Origin of the sequence: Undibacterium umbellatum (assembly GCF_014284125.1) — a bacterium.
Taxonomy (GTDB): Bacteria; Pseudomonadota; Gammaproteobacteria; order Burkholderiales; family Burkholderiaceae_D; genus Undibacterium; species Undibacterium umbellatum.
Genome location: NZ_JACOFX010000026.1, coordinates 1 through 25,085, shown reverse-complemented (window position 1 = coordinate 25,085; position 25,085 = coordinate 1). Strand labels below are relative to the sequence as shown.

Sequence of the window (25,085 nt, the reverse complement as noted above, 5' to 3'; positions counted from 1 at the left end):
ACAGAAAAACGCGATTTCAACCATAATGGGTTTTTCAAATTTGAAATTGCAGGCTTATGTCTTCTTATCCCTTATCCATACTCGATCTGTCACCGATTGCCGAAGGCAGTGATGCTGCGCAATCTTTCCGCAATTCTCTCAGCCTGGCCCAGCATGGTGAAAGCTGGGGTTACCAGCGTTATTGGCTGGCAGAACACCACGGCATGCCTGGCATTGCCAGTGCTGCCACATCTGTACTGATAGGCCATATTGCTGGTGGCACTAAAAGCATACGCGTGGGGGCTGGCGGCATTATGCTGCCGAATCATTCACCGCTCGTCATCGCTGAACAATTTGGCACACTGGAATCACTCTACCCTGGCCGCATAGACCTGGGTCTGGGGCGCGCGCCAGGCTCAGACCAGCGCACTGCCCGCGCCTTGAGGCGTAACTTGTCCAGCGATGCAGATGAGTTCCCACAGGATGTGGCCGAACTGATGGATTACCTGAGCGATGATTCGCAGCAGGCGGTACGTGCTGTGCCCGGGCATGGTTTGAAAGTGCCCATCTGGATTCTGGGTTCCAGCCTGTTTGGTGCGCAACTGGCGGCAGCGATGGGCTTGCCGTATGCCTTTGCCTCGCATTTCGCACCCCAGCAAATGATGCAGGCAATAGAAATTTACCGTGCCACCTTCCGCCCATCGGCGCAATTGGCTAAACCTTATGTCATGCTGGGCTTTAATGTGTTTGCGGCTGATACGGATGATGAAGCTAATTATCTGGCCAGTTCTGCTCAGCAGGCATTCATTAATTTGCGCATTGGCCGCCCGGCTAAATTGCCTTTGCCCGTACCCAATTTCTTGCAGAACATCGGCCCGCAGGAACATACCTTGCTAGAACAGGTACTATCTTGCTCTGCCATCGGTGCGCCTGATACTGTTGCTGAAAAAATGCAGGCATTCATTGAATATACAGGCGCCGATGAATTGATGATCACGGCACAGATTCACCATCATGCTGCACGCCTGCATTCTTATGAAATTGCTGCGCAGGCACGCCCGAAAATAAAACCAATACTCAAGATTTAATTCGCCATTTATAGAGGTTGTCGCGCATCAAAAAATTAGCAGGAAAATAAATAGTGAGTCGAACTAATTAATCTCGGCATTTGTCTGTATCACTATACAAATATTTATGGAGATACCAGACAATGAAAGCCCTTTCTTGCCGTTTCAAATATACGATGTTGATGACGGTTTTCGCCGCAGCGGGCCTTTGCAGTAGTGCATATTCACAAACAAACAATGTGAGTTTGCCAGATACTGCAGCAGGCTGGGTGAAAGCCGTCAGGCAGGATATCAACGAAGCCTATCAGCTCACGCTGGACAATCATCCAGGCACCTACGACAAGCACAATCCGGACTTCAAAAAGAACCTGGACCTGGCGCGTGATAATGCACTTGCACTTGCAGACCAGGTCAAGGATGCCGCAGCCTATACTGCAGTGATGGATCGCTTCAATGTCAGCTTGCATGATGGCCATGCTGGTGTAAGAACTTCCATTCCCGCGACGACGGCTCCTGCGATACGCTGGCCTGGATTCATCACGGCCTGGCGCGGCAATGGTTTATATGTGTATGCCGCAGAAGATGGCAAGCCGGGGGCCGGCTCTGAAGTCATCAGTTGTGATGGCAAACCTGTCAGGCAAAAGATAGAAGACAATGTATTTTCCTACAAAGGCCGGAGTGACGAGGCTGGTCACTGGTGGGTTTATAGCGGCGAATTGTTTATCGATAACGGCAATCCGTTTGTCCATGCACCTCAATCATGTCAGTTCAAGCATCAGGGTCAAATCACAACGCAAAAAATCGAATGGCAGGCCAGGAATGACAATCTGGCAAACTGGGCGAAATCTGCCTACGTTGGAGAAAAACTACCCGTTGGCATCACCGAACCCAGGAAAAATTTACTCTGGGTCGCCATGCCCACATTCCAGCCAAATGCAGCGGAACAAAAAATCTATGATGACATGACACAAGACATCACAGAGCACAGGGAACGTGCCTTGAATGCTGATGCGATCGTCATCGATTTGCGTCACAACCAGGGCGGTTCATCGGCATGGAGCAAGCAATTTGCCTATGCCCTGTGGGGTAAAGACAGGGTTACCCGGCAACTAAATGCCTATTCGCCCAATACAGAAGTATGGTGGCGTGCTTCGCCAGACAACACCAGGCACATGCTGGACATGGCAGAAAGACTCGCCAAGGAAAATCGCAGTGACATGGCGGCCTGGGCAAAGCGGCACGGTGAGAATATGCAAGCTGCGCTGGTAAAAAAAGAGAATTTCTACATACAGCAGTCAAAGCCCCCGGCTGATAAACCAGCCGTAAACATCACTGACCTGCCGACTGATCCACCAGTCTTAAAAACGCCGGTATATGTTATCGTGGCTGGAAACTGTGCCAGCGCCTGTCTGGATGCGCTGGACGTTTTCACCCGCTTTGGCAATACCACGCTGATAGGCGCGCCAAGTGCAGCAGACTCAACTTATATGGAAGTCAGGATGCAGCCCTTGCCTTCGGGCCTGGCCCGCGTTGTAATTCCCACCAAGGTTTATGTCAATCGTCAGAGAGCCGCCGGACAGGTATACCAGCCTGCCATCACCGCAACTGACCTGGTCTGGTCGGCCAGCAATTTCCTGAAAATCGTGGAGCAAGACCTGGTCAAGCGCAAGTAAATTCAAGGCTCTCCCATCAAAAGCCTGCATAATAAATATGCAGGCTTTTTTAATGAAGATTTAGTGATTATCCATAAAAAAAAGCCTGCGCACACCTCGTTGCGCAGGCTGTCAAAATTGCTGACCAGAGAACAATGGGTCTTATCAGCAAGAGGGAAGCGTTACTACTACAATTCTTTGCTATTTAATTTCAGATTTATCCGTCATATTCTTCAGGCATTTTCAGCCTTGATATTCAATGCTGCATGCGATTTACGGTTTCGACCAGTGACGATGCCAAAAAGTTTCATCAACATGCGATAAATAAAGCGAATAAACAGCAAGGTAAATACTGCTTCCAGCATGGTCATGCAAAAACCGACCAGAGGATTGCGTACTTCCATGCGCATACGCATTTTTGCCATCATGCGGTCACGTGATATTTCTATGCTGTCATAGAAAGTCGGTACGACCAGCAGGGTCAGGATCGTCGAAGTGATGGTGCCACCGATAATCGCAATCGCCAGCGGGCGGTAGAATTCCCCCCCCTCACCCAGGCCCAGTGCCACTGGCAACATGCCTGCAATCAGCGCAAAGGTCGTCATCAGGATAGGGCGCAGACGCACACGGCCAGCATGCATCAATGCTTCTTCACGATCGTAACCTTCGGCCTCTTGTTTGCGAGCCGCGTCAAGCAAGAGAATCGCATTCTTGGCAACCAGGCCCATGAGCATGATGATGCCGATAAAGCTCATCAGATTCAGGGTGCTGCCGGTTGCCAGCAAAGCCAGTACCACGCCTATCAAAGACAGTGGCAAGGACAGCATGACGCCCAGTGGCGCCGTGAAGGAGCCGAACTGTATCACAAGTATCAGATACATCAAACCTATGCCAGACAAAAGGGCGATCAGCATGGCACCAAATACTTCTTGCTGATCCTGGCCAGAACCACCGAGTGACAGACCATAGCCGGGTGGATAATCAAAAGACTTTGCCAGCTTCATGGCATCGTCAATCACTTCGCCGTTGGAGCGACCCTGGGCATTGGCAGACACGGTAATTGTGCGCTTGCCATTGGCATGTTCGATACCTGACGGCCCTTTGCCCATGGTAATGGTAGCGATCTGATCGAGTGGTACCATCTGGCTGGTGCCGGATACAGCGATAGGCAGGCGTTCGATGTTTTCCTTGCTGACGCGGTCATCCGGATGCAGACGCACAGCGACATCGCGAGTCTCCCCAGTCGGATCTACCCAGTCACCCACCTCGATACCGGCAAAGGCAACACGCAGGGCCTGTGCGGCATCATTGGATGAGATGCCCATGGAATTGGCGAGGCCACGATTGAGTTCTATCTTCAGTTCTTTTTTCGGGTCTTGTTCAGACAAACCCACGTCGACTGCACCTGGTACCTGACGCAGTTTATCCATGTAGGCACTGGTAATTTCCAGCAGCTTGCGTGAATCAGGGCCAGTAAATTCTATCTGTACCGGTTTTTGTGCACCATTATTGAGGTCATCCAGCACTACATATTCCGCCCCCACCAGGACACGCACTTTTTCACGCAATTCGACCGCAATTTCCTTGGCACCGCGCTTGCGTTCGGTGCGCTTGCCTATGTCCACATAAATACGGCCACCTGCAGGCGTGATATTGCTATTGGTTTCTTTGGTTTCTGGTATTGTGCGGGCGATTTCTGCTGCTCTTTCCATTTTCAGGCGTGCGTATTCCAGCGAAGATGATGCTGGTGTACGCACAGTGATCATCAGGTTGCCTGAGTCAGCAGCAGGCAAGAAGCTGGTGCCACCCCATTTGATTTGCACACCCAATGCAGCTACCAGGCTCACCAGGGCAATTGCACCCATGGAACGGCGGTGATGCAAAGCCCAGGCAATCAGATTGCCGTAACGGTCAGACTGATGATCAAACCAGTCATTGAAACGTGCCAGCACTTTGCTGATACCTTTCTTGGGCGCAGTATGATGATCTGCAGGATCTCCCCAGTAAGCCGACAGCATAGGATCAAGCGTGAACGAGATACCCAGGCTGACCAGCACAGAACAAGCCACGGTCAGCGCAAACGGACGGAACCATTCACCCGGCATGCCAGGCATGAAGGCGACAGGAATAAATACTGCGATGATGGAGAAGGTCGTTGCGGCCACGGCCATGCCAATTTCTGCCGTGCCTTCGAGCGCGGCAGTGCGTCGGTCAGAACCCTTTTGCATGTGGCGCACGATATTTTCACGCACCACAATCGCATCATCAATCAGCACGCCTATCGCCAGCGACAGGCCCAGCAAGGTCATGAAGTTGAGCGTGAAGCCACACAACCAGACTGCAATGAAAGCAGCGATCACCGAAGTTGGCAAACTCAGTGCCGTGATCAGCGTCGAGCGCCAGGAATTCAGGAAGGCATATACTACGAAAATAGTCAGACCAGCGCCTAGCACCAGGGATTCTATGACGTTGTTCAAACTGCGCTGGGCATCTTCACCACCATCACGGGTGATTTCCAGCTTGGTGCCGGGCAGGTTTTTTTCCAGCTCTGTATTGATTTCCTTGACCTTGTCACGCACAGCCTTGGCAACACTGACGGTACTGGCATCACGGGCACGGGTGACGAAGATACCGACATTTGGTTTGCCACTGCGTATGCTGAGACCATTGACATCAGCAAAACTGTCTTCTATGGTTGCCACCTGTGACAGACGCACGATCTGGTCACCGGTACGTTTGATTACGATGGCCTGAAATTCTTCTGGTGTTTCTATGCGACCCACCAGGCGTATGCTTTCTTCATCCAGATTGCCGCGTATCTTGCCTACCGGGGCATTGGTGTTCTGGTTGCGCAAGGCATTCACCACTTCACCAACCGAGACATTGAATTCACGCAGTTTTTCTGCACGCAAAAGCACAGACAATTCACGCTTCAGAGAACCCGTCACTTCTACCGTCGCCACACCGCTGATGCTGCGCAATTTATCAGCCAGGCTATCTTCTGCCAGACGGGAAATCTCAGCATGAGTCTGCTTGTTGGATGACAGGGCCATGTTAACGATAGGCTGCGCACCCGGGTCCCAGCGGCGTATCATGGGCTCACGCATTTCTGTCGGCATTTTATAGCGCAGGCCAGAGATGACATTACGGACTTCATCTGAAGCCTCGATCATGTTTTTCTTGAAGCTGAAACGCATGTCGAAGCGGCCACTATTTTCTGATGCCGTAGCCCAGACTTCTTCGACACCAGCTACCGCTTGCAGTGATTTTTCCAGGCGGTTGATGACTTCACGTTCTACCGTGTCTGGCGAAGCACCAGGGTAAGTAATGATCACCGACAGGCCAGGTACTTCGACGTCAGGGTTTTGGTTAACGCGCAGTTTGCTGAGTGCCAGCAAACCCAAAGCCATCAGTGCGACGATCAAAACGATGGTTGCAGTCGGCTTTTTGATACTGAAGTCAGATAAGAACATGATTATTTCCCTTGCGCTTTAGTCGCGTCAGCCACTGCGACTTTGGCGGTAGCCAATTCTATGTTCTGACCATCCTTGAAACTGGAACTGGGGCTGCGCATGACGACATCGCCTGCGGCCAGGCCGCTGCGGATTTCATAATTGCCGGTACGCTGGTCACGTTTGCCGATTTGCAGATCAACCTTGCTCAGGGTCTTGCCGGCGACTTTCCAGGCATAGGACTTGTCTCCGGATTTGATGACCGCCGCTTCAGGCAACATCAGGGCACTGACAGTCGCTGCTTCTATATTACCCTCGGCATACAGGCCGGATACCCGCGGCTGATTGCTGTCTGCAAAAGCCACCAGCACTTCCACCTGGCGGGTAACATCATTGGCGGCCGGATCAACCCTGGTAACCTTGCCACGGAATTCTTGCCCGGCATAACCGTTGATACGGAAGCCCACAGGCTGACCAACTTTGACCATGGCGATCTTGTCAGTAGATACGCGACCGGCAAAGCGCATGCTGGTCGGATCGATGACCTTGACCAATTCTTTGCCTATGCCAGCAGTATCACCCGCAGACACCTTGCGTTCGCTGACGACGCCATCAAATGGTGCGCGCACGACGGTGCGTTGCAGCTGTTGGCGTGCCACCACGGCGCGTGCTCTGGAAGCGGACAATTCACTTTGGGCACTGTTGCGGCGCACTTCAGCATCGTCCAGTGCCTGCAAGGATGTCATGCCTGAAGCACGCAGGGTTTTCAGGCGTTGCAGGGCGCGGTCAGACTGATCCAGCGCCATGGCAGCGTTACGGGCATTGTCTTCCGCCGAATTGAGGTTGTCGCGGATAGAAGTTTCATCCAGCTTGACCAGGATATCGCCACGTTTGACAACATCGCCATTTTCTTTCAATACCTGCAAAACCACTGCCCCCACCTCGGCACGCAAATCTGCCTTGCGTTCTGGCTGTATTGAGCCAGTCACGACAGGGCCGGACGCCAGGGCATTGCTTTGTACCGTCATCACATCTTCAGGCGCGATCACCAGCTTGACAGGAGCTTTGTCTTTCTTGTCTTTGGCATCGCCCTTGTCTGCTACTGCACTGGCGCTGGAACTTGCGCTGGCGCTGGCTTTTTCTGTGGCTTTGTCTTTGCTGCAAGCTGCCAGGGCAGAAGCAATGGCAAGAACAAGTAAAGTTTTACGTAACATAATGGTCCCTGTCGCTATCAATATGGGGAAATTGGATGAGAGAGTATTCCCTGTAGTCTTGTCCAGTTCAATCGCCCAGGTTTTGAAGTGCACTTTTTTATGGATGAAATGCGGATTTGGCGGCTTGAAATGCAAACCGACTGCTTGTATTACGGGAATTCAGACCCAGATAACGGTGCTTAGTTCAGGCCAGTGCAGGAAATTTTTTGCACGAGCGTGACATGGATTCAGCCAGGGCCCAGCAATAACTGGCGGACTGCATCGACATAATTCTTGCTGACAGGCACTTCGGCACCACTACGCAGTCTTAGTTGATAGCCGCCATTTCCCAGTGCCTGCAAATGGGCGGGCTGGTCTGCCCTGACGATGAAGCCCCGGTGAACGCGGATAAATTGACGGGGATCGAGATATTCCTCCAGCTTGCTGATGGCTACTCTGTGCAACACCACCCGTTTGTCCAGATGCAGCTCTACATAATTGCCTGCTGCCCCCACCCAATTGACTTCAGAGAGCATAATACTTTCCATCTCGCCAACTGATCTGACTATCACTTGTTGCAGGTAAGCAGGACGCAGACCCGTCGCCAGACATGCCGCCATCGCCTGACCATACGCCGGGGGCCGGATCAGGCTCAGCATTTCTGTGGCTCTGGACAGGGTTTTGGCAAATCTGTCGCTGCTGAAGGGCTTGAGCAGGTAATCCAGTGCATGCAAGTCAAAGGCATCAATGGCATGGGCATTGTAGGCTGTGACAAAGATAATCAGTGGCGGCTTGTCGTGATTCAGGAGGCTGCGGGCCAGTTCCAGACCTGACTCTTTGGGCATCTGTATATCGAGAAACACCACATCAACTGTATGTTGCGCCAGATATTCACGGGCAGTGGCGGCATTTTTCAACTCGGCGACCACACTCCATTCGGGAAACTTGCTGAGCGCATAGCGCAAGGTAATGCAGGCATGCTCTTCATCATCAACGATGATGCTGCGTATAGCGGCAGTCATGTATTCCCTTTCATTCTGACGCTATCATGCTGGTCTGTGCACTGGCATGTTGATCGTTACAACAAAGCGCCCAGCACTGGTCACCGTCTGCAAGGAGGCAGCATCTCCATACGCCAATTGCAAGCGCGCCTGGGTATTACGCAAACCCAGGCCGACTCCGGGGTTGGCAGCCGCCTCGCCATGAATAGGGTTGCTGATTCGTATCAGCAAGCTCTGGGACTGGCAATCAAAACGACACAGGATATCACTGGCGTCTTCGTGGCAATCCAGATCATGGCGCAAGGCATTTTCTATGAGAGGTTGCAATAGCAAGGGTGGGCAATCACAAGCCAGCACCTGTTCATCCACTCCCTCGATGGCAACATGCAGGCGCTCGCCATAACGCAGGCGTTGCAGGGCCAGATAATCCTGCACAAAGGCCATCTCCTCAGAAAACCTGACCCAGTTTTTGTCCCCCGCCGCCAGGGCATAGCGCAAGAGTTCGCTCAAGCCATGGATGCCATTCAGGGCGACATCCTTATTATCTGAAATCACCAGGGCGCTGATGGCATTGAGGGCATTGAACATGAAATGGGGTTCCAGCTGTGCCCGCAAGGCCAGGGATTTTTGCTGCTCCAGCTCCAGCCGCAAGGCCAGGGCATCTGCCCTTTCCAGCGCCCAGGCACGGCCCCGCTCCTGGCTTTGCTGCCAGGTCTTGATGGCAACCACGGCGAAATACACGGCACTGATGGAAGACAAGCGCAGCAAGGCTGCCAACTTGTCGAAGACTTGCAGCTCTGCTTCAATTTTCCCCCAGTTCACATCGTGCGGACCATCCAGGGTGAACAGCTTACCTACATACAGTAATTGCCCAGGCAAGACGATGAACAAGAGCAAGACATAGCCAAGGGCAATATGCCTTGCACTACTGAAAAACCAGGGCCAGCGCGTCAAACAATACATCAGGATATAGCTGAGCAAGGCCAGAGCAATTGCTGAACGTCCCCAGCTTAAGAAAATCAGCCAGAAATCTCCCTGGACTCCTTTTCGCAAATCATCATTGAGGGAAGTCAATGCACCGATCAGGCTGAGCGTGGTCCAGATAAACACATTCAACAGCAATACCTTGATAGCCGCCCGCCAGGAGCCTGGCGCTGAGGGTGGTTTGACAGGTAGATGCATGCTGGTGGTATCCATGAATGCAGTATATCAGCGCCACAGGCCTGAAAATTTTGCCTACTGGATTTCCATCACTGCAAAATTGACTTTCATCACTTAAGTGACATGGCAGGCGAAGCAGTCTGATTCAGAAACCAGGTTCAGGAACTGGACAGGCAACGTATCACGGCATCATCCACTGCCTTGCGTGCTGGCAGGCATTCGCGCAGGGTTTTCCGGGGCTTGCCTTTGTTGGCATTGCTGGCATTGATAGTCTGCTGATCGGGGATGAGCCAGCTCTGGTAACGCGGTGCAAACATGCCATCGTGGCTATTGTGGAAGCGGAATGGCAGGGAAATGATGGTGCCGTTCTGGTTCACCTGCACATGAAAATGCAGGTGCGGCGTGGTCGAGTATCCGCTATTACCCGACAGGCCGAGGACATGGCCAGCGTCTACCCGCATGCCAGGCTGGACCTGGATGGCATGCTGCATAAGATGGAAGTAGTCAGCCCAACTACCATCATCATGCAAGATGCGGACATAATTAGCCTTGTCAAAAAATTCAGGTTCAGGCTTGCCATTGTCGTTAAAGCCGCTGGCAACTTCCACCACACTACCCGCCCGTGCCGCAATGACCGTGGTACCCATGGGCATATTGATGTCCACCGCATAGCGGGTGGCAACGGTGTGGTGCGAAAACAGCGGGCCATCTGCCGATTGCAAGATCTGGTATGCCTGGTCTGCCATAAAGGGGATGCGATAACTGACATTCTCATCATGCTGCGCCCTGGGGTCACCCTGCACATAATGCTTTTGAAAATCAAAGGTATAGCCAAACTGCTGGTCGGCAGCCGAAACTTCAACCAGCTCCATGCTTTGCCCGCTGGCCAGTTGCACCTGTATCGGCCAGGCCCGGCTGGATGCGAGATTGCTATAACTGCTGAGTTGCAGCGTCACCGTCGCAGGCATGCGCCCATGATTACTTGCCAGCACAGCATGGGAGTGGGCTTTTTTTACTGTTTCTATTTTGACGAGTTCACTACCGCTCTGGGCAAAACCGGGCCAGCTGAAAAACAGCGTGAAACCACATAGCAACAAAAAGAATAAACGGCTGGCTGGCATGCTCACAACTCAGCGTGCTGCACGCCAGATCGTACGGCCACCCAGGTTCACACTCTCCAGTTCACCAGCATTGCGCATAGTTTCGAGTATGCCTGAGACCACGGATAAGGGAAGAGCATCATCTCGCCATTGTATCCAGAATTGCTGTATCCCCTCTACAGTGTCAGCACTGTTTGGACGTGCCTGCAAATAACTGAGTATGGAGTTCCTGACAAACTCCAGATCCTGGGCTTGCATCAACCTTCCTCCCTCGTGATCTCTTGCTGTCTTTCTTTCTGTATGGCGAGGACCAGCCCGGCACTGGCATCCTGAATATAGTCCAGGACCTGGTCAAACCCGTCCGGGCCACCGTAGTAAGGGTCAGGCACAATGTCGCTGTCACTCTGACTGGCATAGGCCATCATGAGTTTCAGCTTGTGCTGCTGCGCTGGCGGACAGGCGGCCTTCATCCTGGCCAGGTTTTCTTTGTCCATGGCCAGCAGCAAATCAAATTTTTCAAAATCTTCGTTGTTGAGCTTGCGGGCTCTTTGCTGCGACAAGTCTATGCCACGGCGCGCGGCAAATTCCTGCGAGCGTGAGTCTGGTGGCTCACCTACGTGGTAAGCATGGGTACCGGCAGAATCAATATGCAGATCCAGCCGCGCCGCTTCAGCATGGGCGCGAAATACCCCTTCTGCACTGGGTGAACGGCAGATATTACCCATGCAGACAAACAATATTGCCCTGGTAGTCGCTTTTTTCATCGAAAATCAAAATTTCCTGATGGCGGGAATTCATATAATCATGACATGCTAACACGGGGTTTTCGCATCGGCAAAGCCAGATTCTGGCGTGAGAAAGACACATGTTATTATTTCAGCCCAAAGCTAGCCAGTAATCCTCTCCTACATAGAAGCGTATGACAGAAAATATTTCAAGCAATACAACAGCCATCAGCTTTCGACCAGCAGTTGATGCTGATGCGGACATTATCGCAGCCCTGGTGAACAGCGCCTACCGTGGCGACAGCAGCCGCCAGGGCTGGACCACAGAGGCAGACTTGTTGCAAGGCTCGCGCATATTTGCACCTGAAGTGCGCGAGCTGATCGCCAATCCGGATTCCGTCATTCTGCTGTGCCTGCAAGGCGATGACATCATAGGCTGCGTCAACCTGGAAAAAACCGAAGGTGCTGCCTACCTGGGCATGTTTGTCGTGCGCCCTGTGCTGCAGGGAAATGGCATAGGCAAGCATTTCATGAAAACTGCAGAGCAATATGCGCAAGAATTATGGGGTATTCAAAAAATCTGGATGACCGTCATCAGCGTTCGGAAAGAACTCATCGCTTACTATGAACGCCGAGGCTATGCCCGCACAGGCCGCTTCAAACCCTTCCCTTCCGACAATGGCAAGGAACAAATGCTGGTTGAAAATCTGCAGTTTGAAGAGATGGAGAAAATCCTGAACTGAAGCGCTTAATTGTGAGTAGCTGGATAATAAATACTGACAGCAATGGCTATGCAAAAAGCGATGCCTGTGCCATACAGCATGCGTATGTCGCTACCGATGAAGTAGGGGTAAAACATCAAACCCACAGACAGCCATTTGACTCTCTTGTTGGGTTTCTTCCTGCCATAGTAAAACGCCGCCATACCCAGCAAGCCAAAAGCAAAAGCGGCAATCAGGTAGGCGGGTGAGGGTAGCAGGCTCCACAATAGTTCCAAGAGTTCTTGCTGGTCCATGACATCCATCCTTTTAGAATAGCCCTGATAGTACAGGAAAATGAGCGCAACAAAGATAAGCAACATATTGCAGCAGGCAATCGCCCTCCATCAGCAAGGTCGGCTCGATGCAGCAGAAACCCTGTACCAACAGGTATTGAAAATAGAACCTGAACATTTTGATGCCCTGCAATTGCTGGGCGTGATCGCCAGGCAGAGCGGCGACGCCGAGCTGGCAGTGACCCGTTTGCGCCAAGCTATCATTGTCGATGCGCAGCAAGCTATTGCCCATGGCAATCTGGGTGCGGCATTGCAAGACCTGGGCTTGGCAGAAGAAGCATTGGCCAGTTATGACCGAGCCTTGCTATTAAAACCGGATTACGCCATGGCCTGGAATAACCGGGGCAATACCCTGCGCAGCCTGGGCAAGCTGGCTGCTGCCTTGCACAATTATGATAAAGCGCTGGAATTCAATCCACGTTATGCCGAAGCTTTGCTAAACCGTGGTATCGCTCTACAAGATATGGACGAGCATGAGCAAGCCTTGCAGGATTTTGATGAAGCCCTGCAACTAAAACCGAAAGATATCGCACTACTTTTTGCCCGCTCTTTTAGTCTGCAATGCTTGCGCCTTGAGGAAGATGCCATTGCCGGATATGAAGATGTCTTGCGCTTACAGCCTGGGCACATACAAGCCTGGTGCAACCGTGGTATCTGTCTGCAAAAACTACAACATCTGACAGCCGCACTCGATAGCTTTGAAGAGGCGATAAAAATCAAGCCTGCGTATACCAAAGCCCATCTGCAATACGGCAATACATTGCGCCAGATGGGGCAAGACAATGCGGCCATCAAAGCTTATCAAACAGCAGCGGCACATTGCAGCGACGAGACAGAATTGACTCAAATCAATTATGCACTGGCCGCATTGGGAGCGTTTGACACTCCTGTGATGTCACCACCCGCCTATGTCGCTGACTTGTTTGATCAGTACGCCACGCATTTCGACCAGCATTTGCTGGAGGTCTTGCATTATCAAGTGCCTGCCCTGTTGAGCAAAGCCGTCAACAGACATGTCAAAGCAGAACCCGGCAATTACCTGGACCTGGGTTGCGGCACAGGTTTATGCGCCCCGTATTTGCGGGCGCAGGCAAGCAAACTGACTGGTATAGACTTGTCTGAAAAGATGCTGACCAAGGCTAAAAATACTGGTTTATATGATGAATTGCATTGTGCAGAAATAAGCGACTGGCTGCAATTGCAAGACCAGGATTTTGATCTTATCATTGCGGCCGATGTGTTTGTGTATATCGGTGATCTTGACCCGGTATTTGCTGCCGCCAGCCGTGTCATGCCTGCAGGTGCTGTGCTGGGATTTTCTGTGGAAATGACTGACGACAGTGCTGACTATCTTTTACTCCCATCGCAACGCTATGCACACAGCTATGCCTATCTACAGCGCCTGGCGCGATTACACGGCTTTGTCATTGCTGACGCCAGCCAGCAAGTCGCACGCCAGGACAAAGGCGAAGACATACTCGCCCATATCCTGGTGATGATAAGAAAATAAACTAGGCCGCCATTAACAAAATTGCGATACTGGTAGCCAGGCCACCGCTCCAGACCAGGGTACGCAAAGTACCCTGGTTCATCAGATAGGTGATGGTGTAGACAATGCGCAAGGCGATGAACAAGACTGCCAGTTGATCTATGCGCGCCTGATCAGCGTGGGCTTGCTGGGCCAGGATGACGGCTGCAATGAACAGCGGCAGGGCTTCGAAACCATTTTGCTGCGCCGCATTGGCACGCTGCTGCCAGCCACTCAAGCCCTTGGCCCATTCCCTGGGACTATTATTATCATACCGGCCTGCATCACGCGGCATTTTCGCGGAATGTGCTTTGGCTATGCCCACCGTCATTATTGGTAAAACACATGCAGCTAATACGCACCAGTTTGCTATGTTCATCTTGTCTCCCGGATTAATGTGAATTCAAATTTGTTTTTCCAGGACCTCACAATACCAGCAGTAAAATAAATTAGCAGAAAAATATGTCTCTACACCAGCTTCCAGCCCGCCTGCACCAAAGGCAGGCGTGTAACTGGCTTGCCGCTGGCAGCCAGCAAGGCATTGGCAATCGCCGGGCCTATCGATGGTGGGCCTTCTTCACCTGCACCCGCAGGTTTATCGCCGGTGCTGATGACCAGCACATCCAGTACGGGTGTCTGCGCCAGCGTGACCAGAGGATAGCCATCAAAATTACCTTGTTCCACCTGCCCATCCTTGAAGCTGATTTCACCAAACAAGGCGGCTGATAAACCGAACAATGTACCGCCCATCATTTGCGCTTCGACTGCCTTGGGATTGGCGACCACACCGGGGTTGATGCCAGCAGTGATTTTAATGAGACGGAATTGTCCCGGTTTATTGACAGCAATTTCCACGATATGGCCGCTGAATAATTTGTCGCCATCCCCATTCATGGCAAAGCCACGGTAATGTCCTTTGGGCAAGGCCTTGCTCCAGCCTGCCCGTTCCGCCAATGCATTGACGAAAGCAATGGCCTTGGGATTATGCTGCAATAAGCGGCAGCGGTATTCAAGGCTATCCATGCCTGCCTTGCGTGCTGCCTGCTCCAGCGTATGTTCGAGGAAAAAACAGTTTTGCGAATTGCCTACCGAACGCCAGTAAGAACAGGGCACGCCAAAGTCCACCCTGGTCCAGCGCGTATCGAACAAGGGGAATTTGTAGCTGCTGCCAAACCAGCCCATGATAAAGGTCCAGTCAAAACCTTCACTGGCCGGACTATTCGTGACACGCGTATATTCCAGCAGCGATGGTCCAGCGGTATCAAGCCGCAAGGCCAGCGGCAAATGATCTTTATCCAGTGCCAGTTGTACGCGGGCCGCAGTGATGGGCCGGTAATAGCCAGCCCGCATATCATTTTCACGCGACCAGACGGTTTTTACAGTGACACCGGCAGCCTTGGCGATCAATGCTGCCTCGATGGCAAAATCATGTTCCAGCCTGCGGCCAAAACCGCCACCGACGTGTTGAGTATGGACTTGTACTTGCTCAGACTGCAAACCCAGGGCCCTGGCCACACCTTTTTGCGTATCAGTCTGGCTTTGTGTGGACAGCCAGATTTGCGCACCTGTTGCAGTGACTTCGACTGTTGCATTCAAGGGTTCCATGGCTGCATGCGCCAGGAAGGGGACATCAAAGCTGGTGTCGATGACAGTAGTGGCCGAAGCCATGGCCGTTTGGGTCGCTTCAGCTTTTTGTATTTTCGGGCCTGGAAAGGGCTTGCCCTCACCGGCGGCGACAGCTTTCAACAAGCTATCGCGCATCTCTGCGGTATTGATGCTGGCATGCGCACCGTCTTGCCAGACTGGATTGAGCAATCGCATAGCCTTGTGCGCGATCCAGTAGCGCTCTGCGACTACCGCCACGGCATTCGACAGATGCACGACCTGGCGTACACCTTTAACGGCCAGCGCCGGGCTATCATTCACACTTTGCAAACTGCTGCCAAAGCGCGGTGCATGCAAGACAGCGGCCATGAGCGTACCGGGCCGTTGCACATCGATACCGAACACGACACTACCATCGACCCGCGCCGGGATATCAGGGCGTTGCGCTGACTGCCCCAGCACCTTCCAGTCCTTGGGTGATTTGATCACGGGTTTTTCTGGTGGCGTCAGCAGCGCCGCTGCCTTGATCAAAGCGGTATAGGGCATGCTGCGGCTTGTGGCAGCATGAGCCACTTGTGCATTGCCAGCCACGCAATCTTTGATATCGACTTGCCATTGCAAGGCTGCAGCTTGCAGCAACATCTGTCTGGCTGCTGCGCAGGCTGGTGCTATCGTCGCCAGTGCCGAATTGAAGCCGGCGCTGGCGAAAGTCGTGATACCGGGTGGCCATTGCCGATGGAATTGTTTGATGACGGGTGCATGTTCTATGCGCACATTTTCCAGTGGCATTTCAAGTTCTTCTGCGACGATCTGGGCAATGGCTGCATGCGTGCCCTGCCCCAGATTGGTGACTGTGGTGTAAGCCGTTACCAGGCCGCTAGCATCCATGCTGAGCCAGAAATCGAAAGGAGATATGGCCTTGTTTTTTCCCTCTGCCGCCAGGCTGTCGAGCATGGGCAGACTGCTACTACCCAATACCCAGGCACCGGCTACCAGAGTAGATTTCAGGAAATTCCTGCGTGTGGGTGAATTTACGGTATTCATATTTTCCCGCCATTCTTGCCTGCCAGCGGCTTGAGTTTGCCTGCGGCCGTGTGTATGGCCGCCCTGACACGCGGATAAGTACCGCAGCGACACAGATTGGTCATCGCGGCGTCAATTTGCTGGTCGCTGGGATGTGGCGTAGTCTTTAGCAAAGCGGCGGCGGCCATCAGCATGCCAGACTGGCAATAACCACATTGTGGCACCTGATGCTCTATCCAGGCCTGTTGCAAGACATGGCTGCGGTCGGGGGACAAACCTTCTATCGTAGTGATATTGCGCCCATTCAGACTTGCCACCGGCATGACGCAACTGCGCAGAGCCTGCCCATCCAGATGCACGGTACAGGCACCGCATTGCCCGGCACCACAACCAAACTTGGTGCCGGTCAGGCCCAGGTCTTCGCGCAATATCCATAGCAGCGGAGTATCGCCATCTGCCTGACACTTGCGTACTTGTCCATTCACTTTCAGATTCACATCCATCCTGCCCTCCATTGCCCACGCTGAGATTGACTGCTGCAGGCGATTATCTGGCAACGGTAAATGCCATGGCAGACCTTGTGACGAAACCCCGAAACCCTGTTTCTACTCCCTCTGAAGGCCAGCAAATACCGCCGTGCTGACTGCTATACTGTTCAATATGGAAAATGCCAGCCCTGACACTACGCGATGACCCAGCCTCCAGCCTATACGGCAGCCAGTCTGCTCAAGCTTTTGCTGAACAACATCCTGATATGGACCAGCTTGTGTGCAGTCGGTGCGCTGGGCAATTATGGTGATCTGGTCAAGCATGGTACCCAGCGTAGCTACAGCGACATACTGTGGGCCTGGGTCAGCAGCCATCTGCTGATGATGGTCTTCAGCACCTGCCTTTACCTGATTTTCATGCGGCGTGAACGACTTCTCAGCAAAGCGGGTGGCATCGCGCTGGCCTATGGCGTGATGCTACTGGGCTTTCTGCCGCTGGAATTGATGTATATCGCCATCCTTGATCTGCTCAGGGACAAACCCGGTTTCGGCTTGCAGGACATAGTGAGCACCGCTTTCAATCTGCGTGGTTTTACTATCTTCCTCGAATTTGCCTGGTCTACCGGCACCTTCATTGCCGTGCTGGCAATCTGCACCTGGCGACAGGCACGAATACGTGAACAAGTTTTGCAGCAATCCTTGAACGATGTATTGCATCTGCGGCTGGATCTGGAACAGCAAAGACTGGATGCCTTGCGCGGGCAACTGGAGCCGCATTTCATATTCAACTGCCTCAATGCCATCAGCGCCCTGGTACGTGCCGACGACAAGCGCATTGCCCTGACCGGCCTGAACCGGCTCAGTGATTTGCTGCGTTATGCGCTGACCGCCAGCACCAAGGACTGGGTGCGCCTGGAAGATGAAATGACATTCATACGCGATTATCTGGAATTGCAAAGGCTGCGTTATGGTCAACGTCTGCAGATCAGCATCGCCGGCGATACAGCAAACGTATTGGCGGGTGATTGCCCGCCCCTGCTGCTGCAACCCTTGCTGGAAAATGCCTTGCGCCATGATCTGGATTGCCATGAAGGCAGCAGCGATATCCGCATGCAATTCAGCCTGCAAGCAGAAGAACTCAGCATCAAGGTCAGCAATACCGTCACCGATGGCATCGCTGCCAACCCCGGCCTGGGACTGGGCCTGCCTCAAACACGCGCCAGGCTGGAATTGATTTATGCAGGACGCGCCAGCATGCATAGCGAACGTACACAAGGTGATGGTCAGCTTCGCTACGAAGTGGAAATCCGCATGCCCTTGCATATGCCGGAAAGCGCCGCCGCATGAACACTATACGTGCACTGATCGTCGATGATGAAGAACCGGGGCGCGCCAATTTGCGCTATGCCTTGCAGGATCATCCTGGCTGGAGCATCGTCGCCGAGTGTCCCAGTGTTGCCACAGCGCGCGAAGCACTGCATGCCCACGCCGTCGACATCATCTTCCTCGACATACAAATGCCACGCGAAACCGGCCTGGCGCTGGCGCGTGAACTGAGTACACAAACCTCGCCGCCACTGGTGATATTTGTGACTGCATTTAACGCCCATGCGATAGAAGCCTTTGACCTGCATGCTCTGGATTATTTGCTCAAGCCTTTTGACGACCAGCGCCTGGCGATATCTCTGGAACGCGCTGCTGCCATGCTCAAACAGCGTCAGCAAGCCAGTTATGCACAAGCCATGGGGCATTACGTCAAGGCAGAAGATGAAGCGAAGAAAGAGCAACCAGCTTACTGGCAACAAATAAGTGTACGCTCGATAGGCCGCATAGAATGCATACAACTGGCCGATGTATTATGGATAGAAGCAGCAGGAAATTATATGCAATTGCACATGGTGCAGAGAAAAGTATTGCACAGGGTTGCTCTGAGTCAGCTGGAAAAACATCTCGATCCGGCAAGCTACCTACGCGTACACCGCAGTGCCATCGTGCGCTGCGACCAGTTCAGCCAGCTTGAAGTGCTGGGGGATGGTGTGTATCAACTAGTGCTCGCCAACCAGGATAAAGTCCCCGTCAGCGAGCGCTATGTTGCCGAAGTCAGGCGACGCATGCATGATGGCATGCGGCCAGCCTGAACTCATCTTGCCTTACCAGATCTTAACGCGATCTTTTGGTGCCAGGTATTGCTTGTGCCCAGGCTGTACGGCAAATGCATCGTACCAGGCATCCAGGTTACGTACCGTCAGCACCCGGTATTGTACTGGTGCATGTTCATTGGTAATGATGACCGTACGCAAAGTTTCATCACGCATCTTACGACGCCAGCTATAGGCATAAGACAAGAAAAATTCTTTGTCATCTTCCTTGGTGATCGCCTGTCCCTTTTGCTTCATGGAAGCGTGATAGGCATCATAGGCGGCCATCAAGCCAGCCAGATCAGCAATATTTTCACCCAGTGTCTGAGCGCCATTGACAGCCAGATCAGGGAAAGCCTGGTACTGGTTAAATTGCGCGATCAAGGCTTTGGATGAAGTTTTGAAATATGCCATATCAGCCTTGCTCCACCAGTTGCGCAATTCACCTTTCGCATCAAACATGGAACCTGAATTGTCGAAGCTGTGACTGATTTCATGGCCTATGGTGGCGCCCAGCGCGCCATAGTTAGTCGCATCACTGGCATTCAAATCAAAATTTGGTGACTGCAAATAAGCCGCAGGAAAATTGATGGCATTTTGCATAGGCATGTTAACCGCGTTCACCAGTTGCGGATTCATACACCATTCAGTGGCATCGACGGGCTGGCCAAATTTTGCCAAGGCACGGCGATAGGCAAACTCTTGCACACGTTCGTTATTGCCGTAAGCATCATTCACGTCCACACTCAAACCCGAATAATCACGCCATTTGTCAGGGTAGCCGACACCCACATAAGTCGCCTTGATCTTCGCCAGGGCTTCCTGCTTGGTGGCTGGTGTCATCCATTTCAGTGCCTGCACGCGTTCGCCAAAAGCTGTCAGCAAATTCGTCACCATACCGTTGACACGGGTCTTGGCCTCGGGTGAAAAATTCTCGGCCACATAGAGCTTGCCGACTTCTTCACCGAGCGCCTCATTGGTTGCGGAAACTGCATACTTCCAGCGCGGCTGCGGTGCCTTGGCACCGGTGAGGGCACTATAGAATTTGAATTTCTGTTCAAAGAAAGCCTGCGGTAACACATTGACGCGCTGATTGATGACATGAAAACGCAAATAATCCTGCCAACTTGCCAGTGCCGTATTAGCGACCAATGTGGACGAGGCTTTCAATGCACTGGGATGCCAGATGATGAATTTTTCTTGCCCATCCAGACCAGCCGCCTTGAAGTAAGCCTTCCAGTCCAGGCCACGTGCTTTCTTGTGAAAATCGGCCATGCTCCAGGTATTGTCAGCCTGCATCACATCGGAAGTTGCTTCACGATTGGTGTGACCTTTGGCAATCGCCATTTCCAGGTCAAATACCCGCTTGGCAGCTTGCTCTGCATCAGGAACATCGGCCAACTTCAGTGTCCCAGCAATGTAAGCCAGATAATTTTTCCTGAGCTCGACCATCTTGGGGCTTCTGGACAAATAATATTCACGATTTGCCAGACCCAGCCCACCTTGCAAGAGGTAGGGCATGTATTTTTTATGGTCATGAAAACCCTGTGCCACCCACAGTCCAAACAGATTTTCTGTAAAGATGTTGGCAGTATTAAGTGGGTCAACATCGGCACGCAAATGCTTGCCCAGGTAGGTCGCGAGACTGGTTTTATCTTGCAATGCAGAAATGCTTTGCATCTCGCCTTGCAATGGTGCCAGGCCACGCTGATTGATCGCATCAATATTCAGATGTGCGGAGTAAAAGTCGCCGACCTTGCGTACCGGGCTGCCTGGCGCTGCCGTGGTGGCCTGCTCGATCAATTTCAAAACTTTGGTGTCAGACTGTTCTATCAGGCTATCAAAATTCCCTACTGCGACTTTATGGTCAGGGATGGCCACATTCTTCAACCAGCCACCATTCACATAGCGATAAAAATCATCTCCCGGTGCGACCGAAGTATCCATGCCCGACTCTTTTTTTACTGCAGCAAGGGAGGTCTCGGCGGCATGCGCCATACTGTGCGTCAATGGCAAGGCCAGCATGACTCGCAGACATACACTGGCAATTGGCGTTAATGCGAACTTTGTCTTACTCATTATTTTCTTTCTTGTAGATGAAGTGGCTTGCAAGCCTTGCTTAAGCCTGCCGATATCAAGACTATTTATTTTCCTTTTCAATGAATGAAAAGCGTTTTGCTTGATCATAAAATCGGGCCTGAAAGCCACATGTGAGTGGCACAGCTTTGAGACTAGTGACTACAACAAGTTCAAGTGTTTGTTCGATTTTTCTTATTTTCGCACTTTGGAAAAAACATCATTTTCCTTCCACGCAGGCATCGATTTAGCGTTGGCAATTTCTCGCCCCAGATTCAAGGTAAACTGCGCCTGTTCGGTCATTCCAGACAAATCCCAACTGGCATCATATTCATCAGTGACCTGGTGATAGCGCTTGCCATAGCCACGGGCTTTTTCCAGTGAAGCTTGCGGCTCATGGATATAGTCACGGCCACTGCCTATGGAGAATGCCGGTACACCGGCCTTGGCAAAGCTGAAGTGATCACTGCGAAAATAGCCGCCCGCCACATCCACACGAGGTGGGGCTATTACCATACCCATGCTTTGCGCCACCTTGTTGGCAGCGACGATGAGGTCACTGCGGTCTGCGCCAAAGGCACTGATATCTTTGGTGCGACCGACAAAATTGAGGGTATCCAGATTCAATGCGGCAGCCGTTTTATTCAGTGGCCATATTGGATGCGCAGCATACCAGGCGCTACCGAGCAGGCCCTGTTCTTCAGCAGCTACCCACAAGAACATCTGGCTGCGTTTTGTCGGTTGCTGCACTGCTGCTTTTGCCATCGCCAGTAAGGCTGCTGTTCCTGAACCATTGTCAACGGCACCGTTATAAATGACATCACCAGCTCCCTCCTGCTTGCCCATGTGATCCCAATGTGCGCTGTAGATCACCAGTTCATCTTTCAGTTGCGCGTCTGTACCTGGCACGATGCCAGCAATATTGAATTGCTCCAGCTGGCGTATTTGTGATTTTGCTTCACCCTTGAGCCTGGCCTTGATGGCGACAGGCTTGAAATCCCTGCGCTCGGCAGCCTGGCGCAGGGCATTCAAATCCAGGCCCGATGCCGCAAACAGGGTGTTTGCGGCACCATCGGTGATCCAGCCCTGTATCGCCAGGCCTTGAGCATCCTTTTTCACCAACTGGAATTGCTCACCCATGCCACCGTTTTTCAAAACATCCCAGTTGGCGTTGGCAGAGGTGTCAGTGTGTATCAGCAAAACGCCTGCAGCACCGCGCCGCAAGGCCTCCTCAGTCTTGTAAGAACGACGACCATAATAAGTCAAGGCCTTGCCACCAAAGCGGTCTGGCTGCTCAGCAGTCGGTTGAGGATCATTCACCATAACGACCAGGATTTTGCCTTTGCAGTCTACATCTTTGAAGTCATCCCATTGCTCTTCTGGCGCATTGATGCCATAACCGACGAACAGTAATTCATGATCAAACCGATGCGAGCTCATGGCATCACCTGCACTCCAGAGCCAGTCAGTGCCAAAAGTCAGATTGAGTGACCTGGCAAGATGTATATTGACAGAGCTTTCCATTGGCAAAGACTTGATACCCCTGATGCTGACGGCCTGCCTGTAGCTCTTGCCATTAGGTGGCAATAACCCGGCAATGGCAGCTTGCGTTTCTAAATAAGCTACCGTCAGGTCACCCCCATGCTGACCTGTGCCTCGGCCTTCAAACAAGTCAGAAGAAAGAAGAGCCAGATGAGCGCGCAAGGTGGTTTCATTTACCTGCATCTGGGCGAAGCCATGTGCCGGAAGCCCTAGTACAAATGTCAGGAAGGCAGAAGATAAATAGTATGCGGAATGTTTTTTCATTATTATTCGAGACCAGATGAGAGAATAAGGCAGCCAGTTTAGAGCAAGAAAATCAGAATACGTTCAACATCTACGTATAAAATTTCCTATAAATCTATTCCCTGTAAAGTCGGGTTGCACCGCACAACTAAAATGAATACGACAATTAAGACCACCTCCTTGGTCATGACACTGAGCTGTATCCTGGCGACACAGGTACATGCCGCCAGTTGCAAGCTGGAGAGTATCCCGGTTACCCCGCTCAAGCCTGGGCAGTATGAGACATTCCATGCAAAGGCAAAATCCGTGGAGTTGCGCTTCCATAGCGATGCCAATAATCCGGAGGTTGATGCTTTCCCTGAACCACCCTTGCAGGTATTGCACAGCGCAAACCAGAGCCAGTGCGGAATCAATAGCGGTATCTGGGTCAGAAAGGATGTCTATCTGAGCCAGGATGAGCAAGTATTGGTCACCCATGAATTCAGTGGTTCAAATGACTTTTTGATGTTTTACAAGACAGGCGATTGCAGCAAGCTGCATGAACTGAATGTATCTGCTTCCAGATGGAAAATCACCGGCAACACGATAAGCGTACAGAGCATGGAAGGTACAATGAAAAACCGACGATCCAGGCATTATGTACTGGATGCAAGCTGCATACCTGCAAATAGACAATAAATCCAATGCGTAGGGCGAGCGATTGCACGGGATTAATTGCCGTGAGTCTTGCTTGTTGAAGATGTGAATTAATGCAAAAAAAGTACTTCTCCAGACATAGACAAAGAGTACTACTTCGGAAGGACAATCGCGCGCCAATGAATGAATGAATGAATGAACGACCTGACTTCGCTTCCTTTAATTCAGATAGGATTTATGAATGCGGTGGCCAAGCACTGAATTTTTTAATGTGCAAAAAAAGAATATCCGCCTCGATGCCTATTGGGAATTAGAAATTGAATATGACATTTAGAATCTGGACAAACAAAGTCGATACCAATCATGACTTTACCGAATCGAAAGTTCGGAATATGAAGGCACTCATGGGCATTAATCTGACTGGAGGGCTGCAATTGGCCGAGATATGGCCAAATGTCATAATCGACGTCTTGTCAGAGTACCCCCCTGCAGATAGTTTTCTATGCGGGCCAATGCTAATTCTACGTAAACCACTAGCCGATGTTCTTTTTGAGTTTGCATCAAAAGATGATCTTGAGTTTCTTCCAGTGGACGTGATTTTCAATTGCAAGTTTCAAGGCGAATACGGATTCATGAACGTGCGCTCGATTTGTGACGCACTAGACCGAAAGAGATCAACATTCACTGAACTGGATGGCGTAGTCGACTCGATCAATCGCATTCGCATTGACGGACTTGCAGCCAAAAATAAATCAATATTTTTATTGGATTCCATTGAGTGGGTTCTCTGCATTTGCGATGTACTAGCGGAGCGTATTGAGAGGGAAAATTTCTCAGGTCTTTCATTGAAGCAAGATATCGAGTGGCGTCCATTCTAACCTCCCGACACGGCGGCCTCAGACATCATAAGAAAACATCTTAATTCATTGATTTTCAATGAGTCTTCGCTATGCTCACAACCCGTTTAAGACTCGTAAAAAGCAGATTTGTACTGACTAATGCCTTCTAATAACTCTTGCGAAAGAGTATCATTTACCAAAGTTGGTGAGGTTTCCTCATCCGTAAACATAACAAGAAACACGGCCGGGTCTTCATTTTCATCGCAGATAAAGTACTTATATTGATACCCTTGATATGCGGCAAAAACAAATGCATTGTCAGGCAGCGCTATACCCTCAGTAGCGAGCTCTCGCTCCAGTTCATTTTTTAAATTACACACACGAGGGAAAGTAAAATCAGAATCTCTTGCATAGAGTCCAGCACCTCTTCCGCATTGAAGCATAAATTGCTTATATTGAGGTATCCTGATTTTTTAGGACATTCCTGTTTGTTAAAATAAACGATCAGGAGAAATAATGAAACAGAAAAAGAGATATACACCGGAATTGCGGGAAGAAGCAGTGAAACTTGTGCTGGCACAAG

Annotated in this window: 22 protein-coding genes; 8 read left to right on the top strand and 14 right to left on the bottom strand. The window is 51.5% G+C overall.

Going from position 1 to position 25,085, the window contains the following annotated elements; translation table 11 throughout:
* Nucleotides 1-56: 56 nt before the first annotated feature.
* Nucleotides 57-1,067, top strand: a complete 1,011-nt coding sequence (locus H8L47_RS26895) for an LLM class flavin-dependent oxidoreductase (protein WP_186956917.1) — start codon at nucleotides 57-59, stop codon at nucleotides 1,065-1,067.
* Between the two features lie 122 nt (nucleotides 1,068-1,189).
* Complete coding sequence (locus H8L47_RS26890; protein WP_186956916.1) at nucleotides 1,190-2,719, top strand: S41 family peptidase; 1,530 nt, start codon at nucleotides 1,190-1,192, stop codon at nucleotides 2,717-2,719.
* Between the two features lie 212 nt (nucleotides 2,720-2,931).
* Here the strand turns inward: H8L47_RS26890 and H8L47_RS26885 are convergent, their stop codons facing one another.
* From H8L47_RS26885 to H8L47_RS26855, 7 genes are all read right to left on the bottom strand, one after another.
* Complete coding sequence (locus tag H8L47_RS26885) at nucleotides 2,932-6,171, bottom strand: efflux RND transporter permease subunit (RefSeq protein ID WP_186956915.1); 3,240 nt, start codon at nucleotides 6,169-6,171, stop codon at nucleotides 2,932-2,934.
* A gap of 2 nt (nucleotides 6,172-6,173) precedes the next feature.
* Nucleotides 6,174-7,364 (bottom strand): efflux RND transporter periplasmic adaptor subunit, encoded by a 1,191-nt coding sequence (locus H8L47_RS26880; protein WP_186956914.1) that lies wholly within the window; start codon nucleotides 7,362-7,364, stop codon nucleotides 6,174-6,176.
* A gap of 227 nt (nucleotides 7,365-7,591) precedes the next feature.
* On the bottom strand, nucleotides 7,592-8,365 hold the full coding sequence (locus H8L47_RS26875) for a LytR/AlgR family response regulator transcription factor (RefSeq protein WP_186956913.1): 774 nt from the start codon (nucleotides 8,363-8,365) through the stop codon (nucleotides 7,592-7,594).
* 24 nt (nucleotides 8,366-8,389) lie between these two features.
* Entirely contained in the window at nucleotides 8,390-9,541 is a 1,152-nt protein-coding gene (locus H8L47_RS26870; protein ID WP_186956912.1) for a sensor histidine kinase, read from the bottom strand.
* Between the two features lie 122 nt (nucleotides 9,542-9,663).
* Nucleotides 9,664-10,626, bottom strand: a complete 963-nt coding sequence (locus tag H8L47_RS26865) for a M23 family metallopeptidase (protein WP_186956911.1) — start codon at nucleotides 10,624-10,626, stop codon at nucleotides 9,664-9,666.
* Between the two features lie 9 nt (nucleotides 10,627-10,635).
* Nucleotides 10,636-10,863, bottom strand: coding sequence for a hypothetical protein (locus tag H8L47_RS26860; protein ID WP_186956910.1), 228 nt, complete (start codon nucleotides 10,861-10,863; stop codon nucleotides 10,636-10,638).
* A complete protein-coding gene (locus H8L47_RS26855; RefSeq protein WP_186956909.1) occupies nucleotides 10,863-11,369 on the bottom strand; it encodes a low molecular weight protein-tyrosine-phosphatase in 507 nt (168 codons plus the stop codon). The genes H8L47_RS26860 and H8L47_RS26855 overlap by 1 nt, the downstream gene beginning before the upstream one ends.
* Nucleotides 11,370-11,524: 155 nt before the next feature.
* Between H8L47_RS26855 and H8L47_RS26850 the strand changes: the two genes are divergently transcribed.
* On the top strand, nucleotides 11,525-12,073 hold the full coding sequence (locus H8L47_RS26850; protein ID WP_186956908.1) for a GNAT family N-acetyltransferase: 549 nt from the start codon (nucleotides 11,525-11,527) through the stop codon (nucleotides 12,071-12,073).
* A 5-nt stretch (nucleotides 12,074-12,078) separates the two neighbouring features.
* On the opposite strand, the gene H8L47_RS26845 is transcribed toward H8L47_RS26850, so the two are convergent.
* The gene (locus H8L47_RS26845) at nucleotides 12,079-12,345 is read right to left on the bottom strand and encodes a hypothetical protein (RefSeq protein ID WP_186956907.1); all 267 of its coding nucleotides are present in this window, start codon (nucleotides 12,343-12,345) and stop codon (nucleotides 12,079-12,081) included.
* A 40-nt stretch (nucleotides 12,346-12,385) separates the two neighbouring features.
* Here H8L47_RS26845 and H8L47_RS26840 point away from each other — a divergent pair, with 40 nt between their 5' ends.
* Nucleotides 12,386-13,894 carry a tetratricopeptide repeat protein gene (locus H8L47_RS26840; RefSeq protein ID WP_186956906.1) on the top strand — a complete coding sequence of 503 codons (1,509 nt, stop codon included), beginning with the start codon at nucleotides 12,386-12,388 and terminating at the stop codon, nucleotides 13,892-13,894.
* A gap of 1 nt (nucleotide 13,895) precedes the next feature.
* Here the strand turns inward: H8L47_RS26840 and H8L47_RS26835 are convergent, their stop codons facing one another.
* From H8L47_RS26835 to H8L47_RS26825, 3 genes are all read right to left on the bottom strand, one after another.
* Nucleotides 13,896-14,291: an MAPEG family protein gene (locus H8L47_RS26835; protein ID WP_186956905.1), complete on the bottom strand. Its 396-nt coding sequence runs from the start codon at nucleotides 14,289-14,291 to the stop codon at nucleotides 13,896-13,898.
* Nucleotides 14,292-14,380: 89 nt separating this feature from the next.
* Nucleotides 14,381-16,561, bottom strand: coding sequence for a xanthine dehydrogenase family protein molybdopterin-binding subunit (locus tag H8L47_RS26830; protein WP_186956904.1), 2,181 nt, complete (start codon nucleotides 16,559-16,561; stop codon nucleotides 14,381-14,383).
* Nucleotides 16,558-17,037 carry a (2Fe-2S)-binding protein gene (locus H8L47_RS26825; RefSeq protein WP_408057753.1) on the bottom strand — a complete coding sequence of 160 codons (480 nt, stop codon included), beginning with the start codon at nucleotides 17,035-17,037 and terminating at the stop codon, nucleotides 16,558-16,560. The genes H8L47_RS26830 and H8L47_RS26825 overlap by 4 nt, the downstream gene beginning before the upstream one ends.
* A gap of 192 nt (nucleotides 17,038-17,229) precedes the next feature.
* Here H8L47_RS26825 and H8L47_RS26820 point away from each other — a divergent pair, with 192 nt between their 5' ends.
* A complete protein-coding gene (locus tag H8L47_RS26820) occupies nucleotides 17,230-18,375 on the top strand; it encodes a sensor histidine kinase (RefSeq protein ID WP_186956902.1) in 1,146 nt (381 codons plus the stop codon).
* Entirely contained in the window at nucleotides 18,372-19,166 is a 795-nt protein-coding gene (locus tag H8L47_RS26815) for a LytR/AlgR family response regulator transcription factor (protein WP_186956901.1), read from the top strand. The genes H8L47_RS26820 and H8L47_RS26815 overlap by 4 nt, the downstream gene beginning before the upstream one ends.
* A 12-nt stretch (nucleotides 19,167-19,178) precedes the next feature.
* On the opposite strand, the gene H8L47_RS26810 is transcribed toward H8L47_RS26815, so the two are convergent.
* On the bottom strand, nucleotides 19,179-21,245 hold the full coding sequence (locus H8L47_RS26810) for a M13 family metallopeptidase (RefSeq protein ID WP_230413931.1): 2,067 nt from the start codon (nucleotides 21,243-21,245) through the stop codon (nucleotides 19,179-19,181).
* 192 nt (nucleotides 21,246-21,437) lie between these two features.
* Entirely contained in the window at nucleotides 21,438-23,048 is a 1,611-nt protein-coding gene (locus tag H8L47_RS26805; protein WP_186956900.1) for a M28 family peptidase, read from the bottom strand.
* A gap of 132 nt (nucleotides 23,049-23,180) precedes the next feature.
* Between H8L47_RS26805 and H8L47_RS26800 the strand changes: the two genes are divergently transcribed.
* Both H8L47_RS26800 and H8L47_RS26795 read left to right on the top strand, forming a co-directional pair.
* On the top strand, nucleotides 23,181-23,705 hold the full coding sequence (locus tag H8L47_RS26800; protein ID WP_186956899.1) for a hypothetical protein: 525 nt from the start codon (nucleotides 23,181-23,183) through the stop codon (nucleotides 23,703-23,705).
* Nucleotides 23,706-23,986: 281 nt separating this feature from the next.
* The gene (locus tag H8L47_RS26795) at nucleotides 23,987-24,541 is read left to right on the top strand and encodes a hypothetical protein (RefSeq protein ID WP_186956898.1); all 555 of its coding nucleotides are present in this window, start codon (nucleotides 23,987-23,989) and stop codon (nucleotides 24,539-24,541) included.
* A 328-nt stretch (nucleotides 24,542-24,869) separates the two neighbouring features.
* Here the strand turns inward: H8L47_RS26795 and H8L47_RS29565 are convergent.
* A partial coding sequence (locus H8L47_RS29565; protein ID WP_222616702.1) for a hypothetical protein occupies nucleotides 24,870-25,085 on the bottom strand: 216 nt, incomplete at its 5' end.

Coding starts and splice junctions, on each gene's coding strand:
- H8L47_RS26875 (WP_186956913.1), bottom strand. CDS start 8,365: ATGACTGCCGCTATACGCAGCATCATCGTTGATGATGAAGAGCATGCC.
- H8L47_RS26855 (WP_186956909.1), bottom strand. CDS start 11,369: ATGAAAAAAGCGACTACCAGGGCAATATTGTTTGTCTGCATGGGTAAT.
- H8L47_RS26885 (WP_186956915.1), bottom strand. CDS start 6,171: ATGTTCTTATCTGACTTCAGTATCAAAAAGCCGACTGCAACCATCGTT.
- H8L47_RS26895 (WP_186956917.1), top strand. CDS start 57: ATGTCTTCTTATCCCTTATCCATACTCGATCTGTCACCGATTGCCGAA.
- H8L47_RS26840 (WP_186956906.1), top strand. CDS start 12,386: ATGAGCGCAACAAAGATAAGCAACATATTGCAGCAGGCAATCGCCCTC.
- H8L47_RS26810 (WP_230413931.1), bottom strand. CDS start 21,245: ATGAGTAAGACAAAGTTCGCATTAACGCCAATTGCCAGTGTATGTCTG.
- H8L47_RS26845 (WP_186956907.1), bottom strand. CDS start 12,345: ATGGACCAGCAAGAACTCTTGGAACTATTGTGGAGCCTGCTACCCTCA.
- H8L47_RS26860 (WP_186956910.1), bottom strand. CDS start 10,863: ATGCAAGCCCAGGATCTGGAGTTTGTCAGGAACTCCATACTCAGTTAT.
- H8L47_RS26870 (WP_186956912.1), bottom strand. CDS start 9,541: ATGGATACCACCAGCATGCATCTACCTGTCAAACCACCCTCAGCGCCA.
- H8L47_RS26830 (WP_186956904.1), bottom strand. CDS start 16,561: ATGAATACCGTAAATTCACCCACACGCAGGAATTTCCTGAAATCTACT.
- H8L47_RS26820 (WP_186956902.1), top strand. CDS start 17,230: ATGACCCAGCCTCCAGCCTATACGGCAGCCAGTCTGCTCAAGCTTTTG.
- H8L47_RS26890 (WP_186956916.1), top strand. CDS start 1,190: ATGAAAGCCCTTTCTTGCCGTTTCAAATATACGATGTTGATGACGGTT.
- H8L47_RS26880 (WP_186956914.1), bottom strand. CDS start 7,364: ATGTTACGTAAAACTTTACTTGTTCTTGCCATTGCTTCTGCCCTGGCA.
- H8L47_RS26835 (WP_186956905.1), bottom strand. CDS start 14,291: ATGAACATAGCAAACTGGTGCGTATTAGCTGCATGTGTTTTACCAATA.
- H8L47_RS26815 (WP_186956901.1), top strand. CDS start 18,372: ATGAACACTATACGTGCACTGATCGTCGATGATGAAGAACCGGGGCGC.
- H8L47_RS26850 (WP_186956908.1), top strand. CDS start 11,525: ATGACAGAAAATATTTCAAGCAATACAACAGCCATCAGCTTTCGACCA.
- H8L47_RS26805 (WP_186956900.1), bottom strand. CDS start 23,048: ATGAAAAAACATTCCGCATACTATTTATCTTCTGCCTTCCTGACATTT.
- H8L47_RS26795 (WP_186956898.1), top strand. CDS start 23,987: ATGACATTTAGAATCTGGACAAACAAAGTCGATACCAATCATGACTTT.
- H8L47_RS26800 (WP_186956899.1), top strand. CDS start 23,181: ATGAATACGACAATTAAGACCACCTCCTTGGTCATGACACTGAGCTGT.
- H8L47_RS26865 (WP_186956911.1), bottom strand. CDS start 10,626: ATGCCAGCCAGCCGTTTATTCTTTTTGTTGCTATGTGGTTTCACGCTG.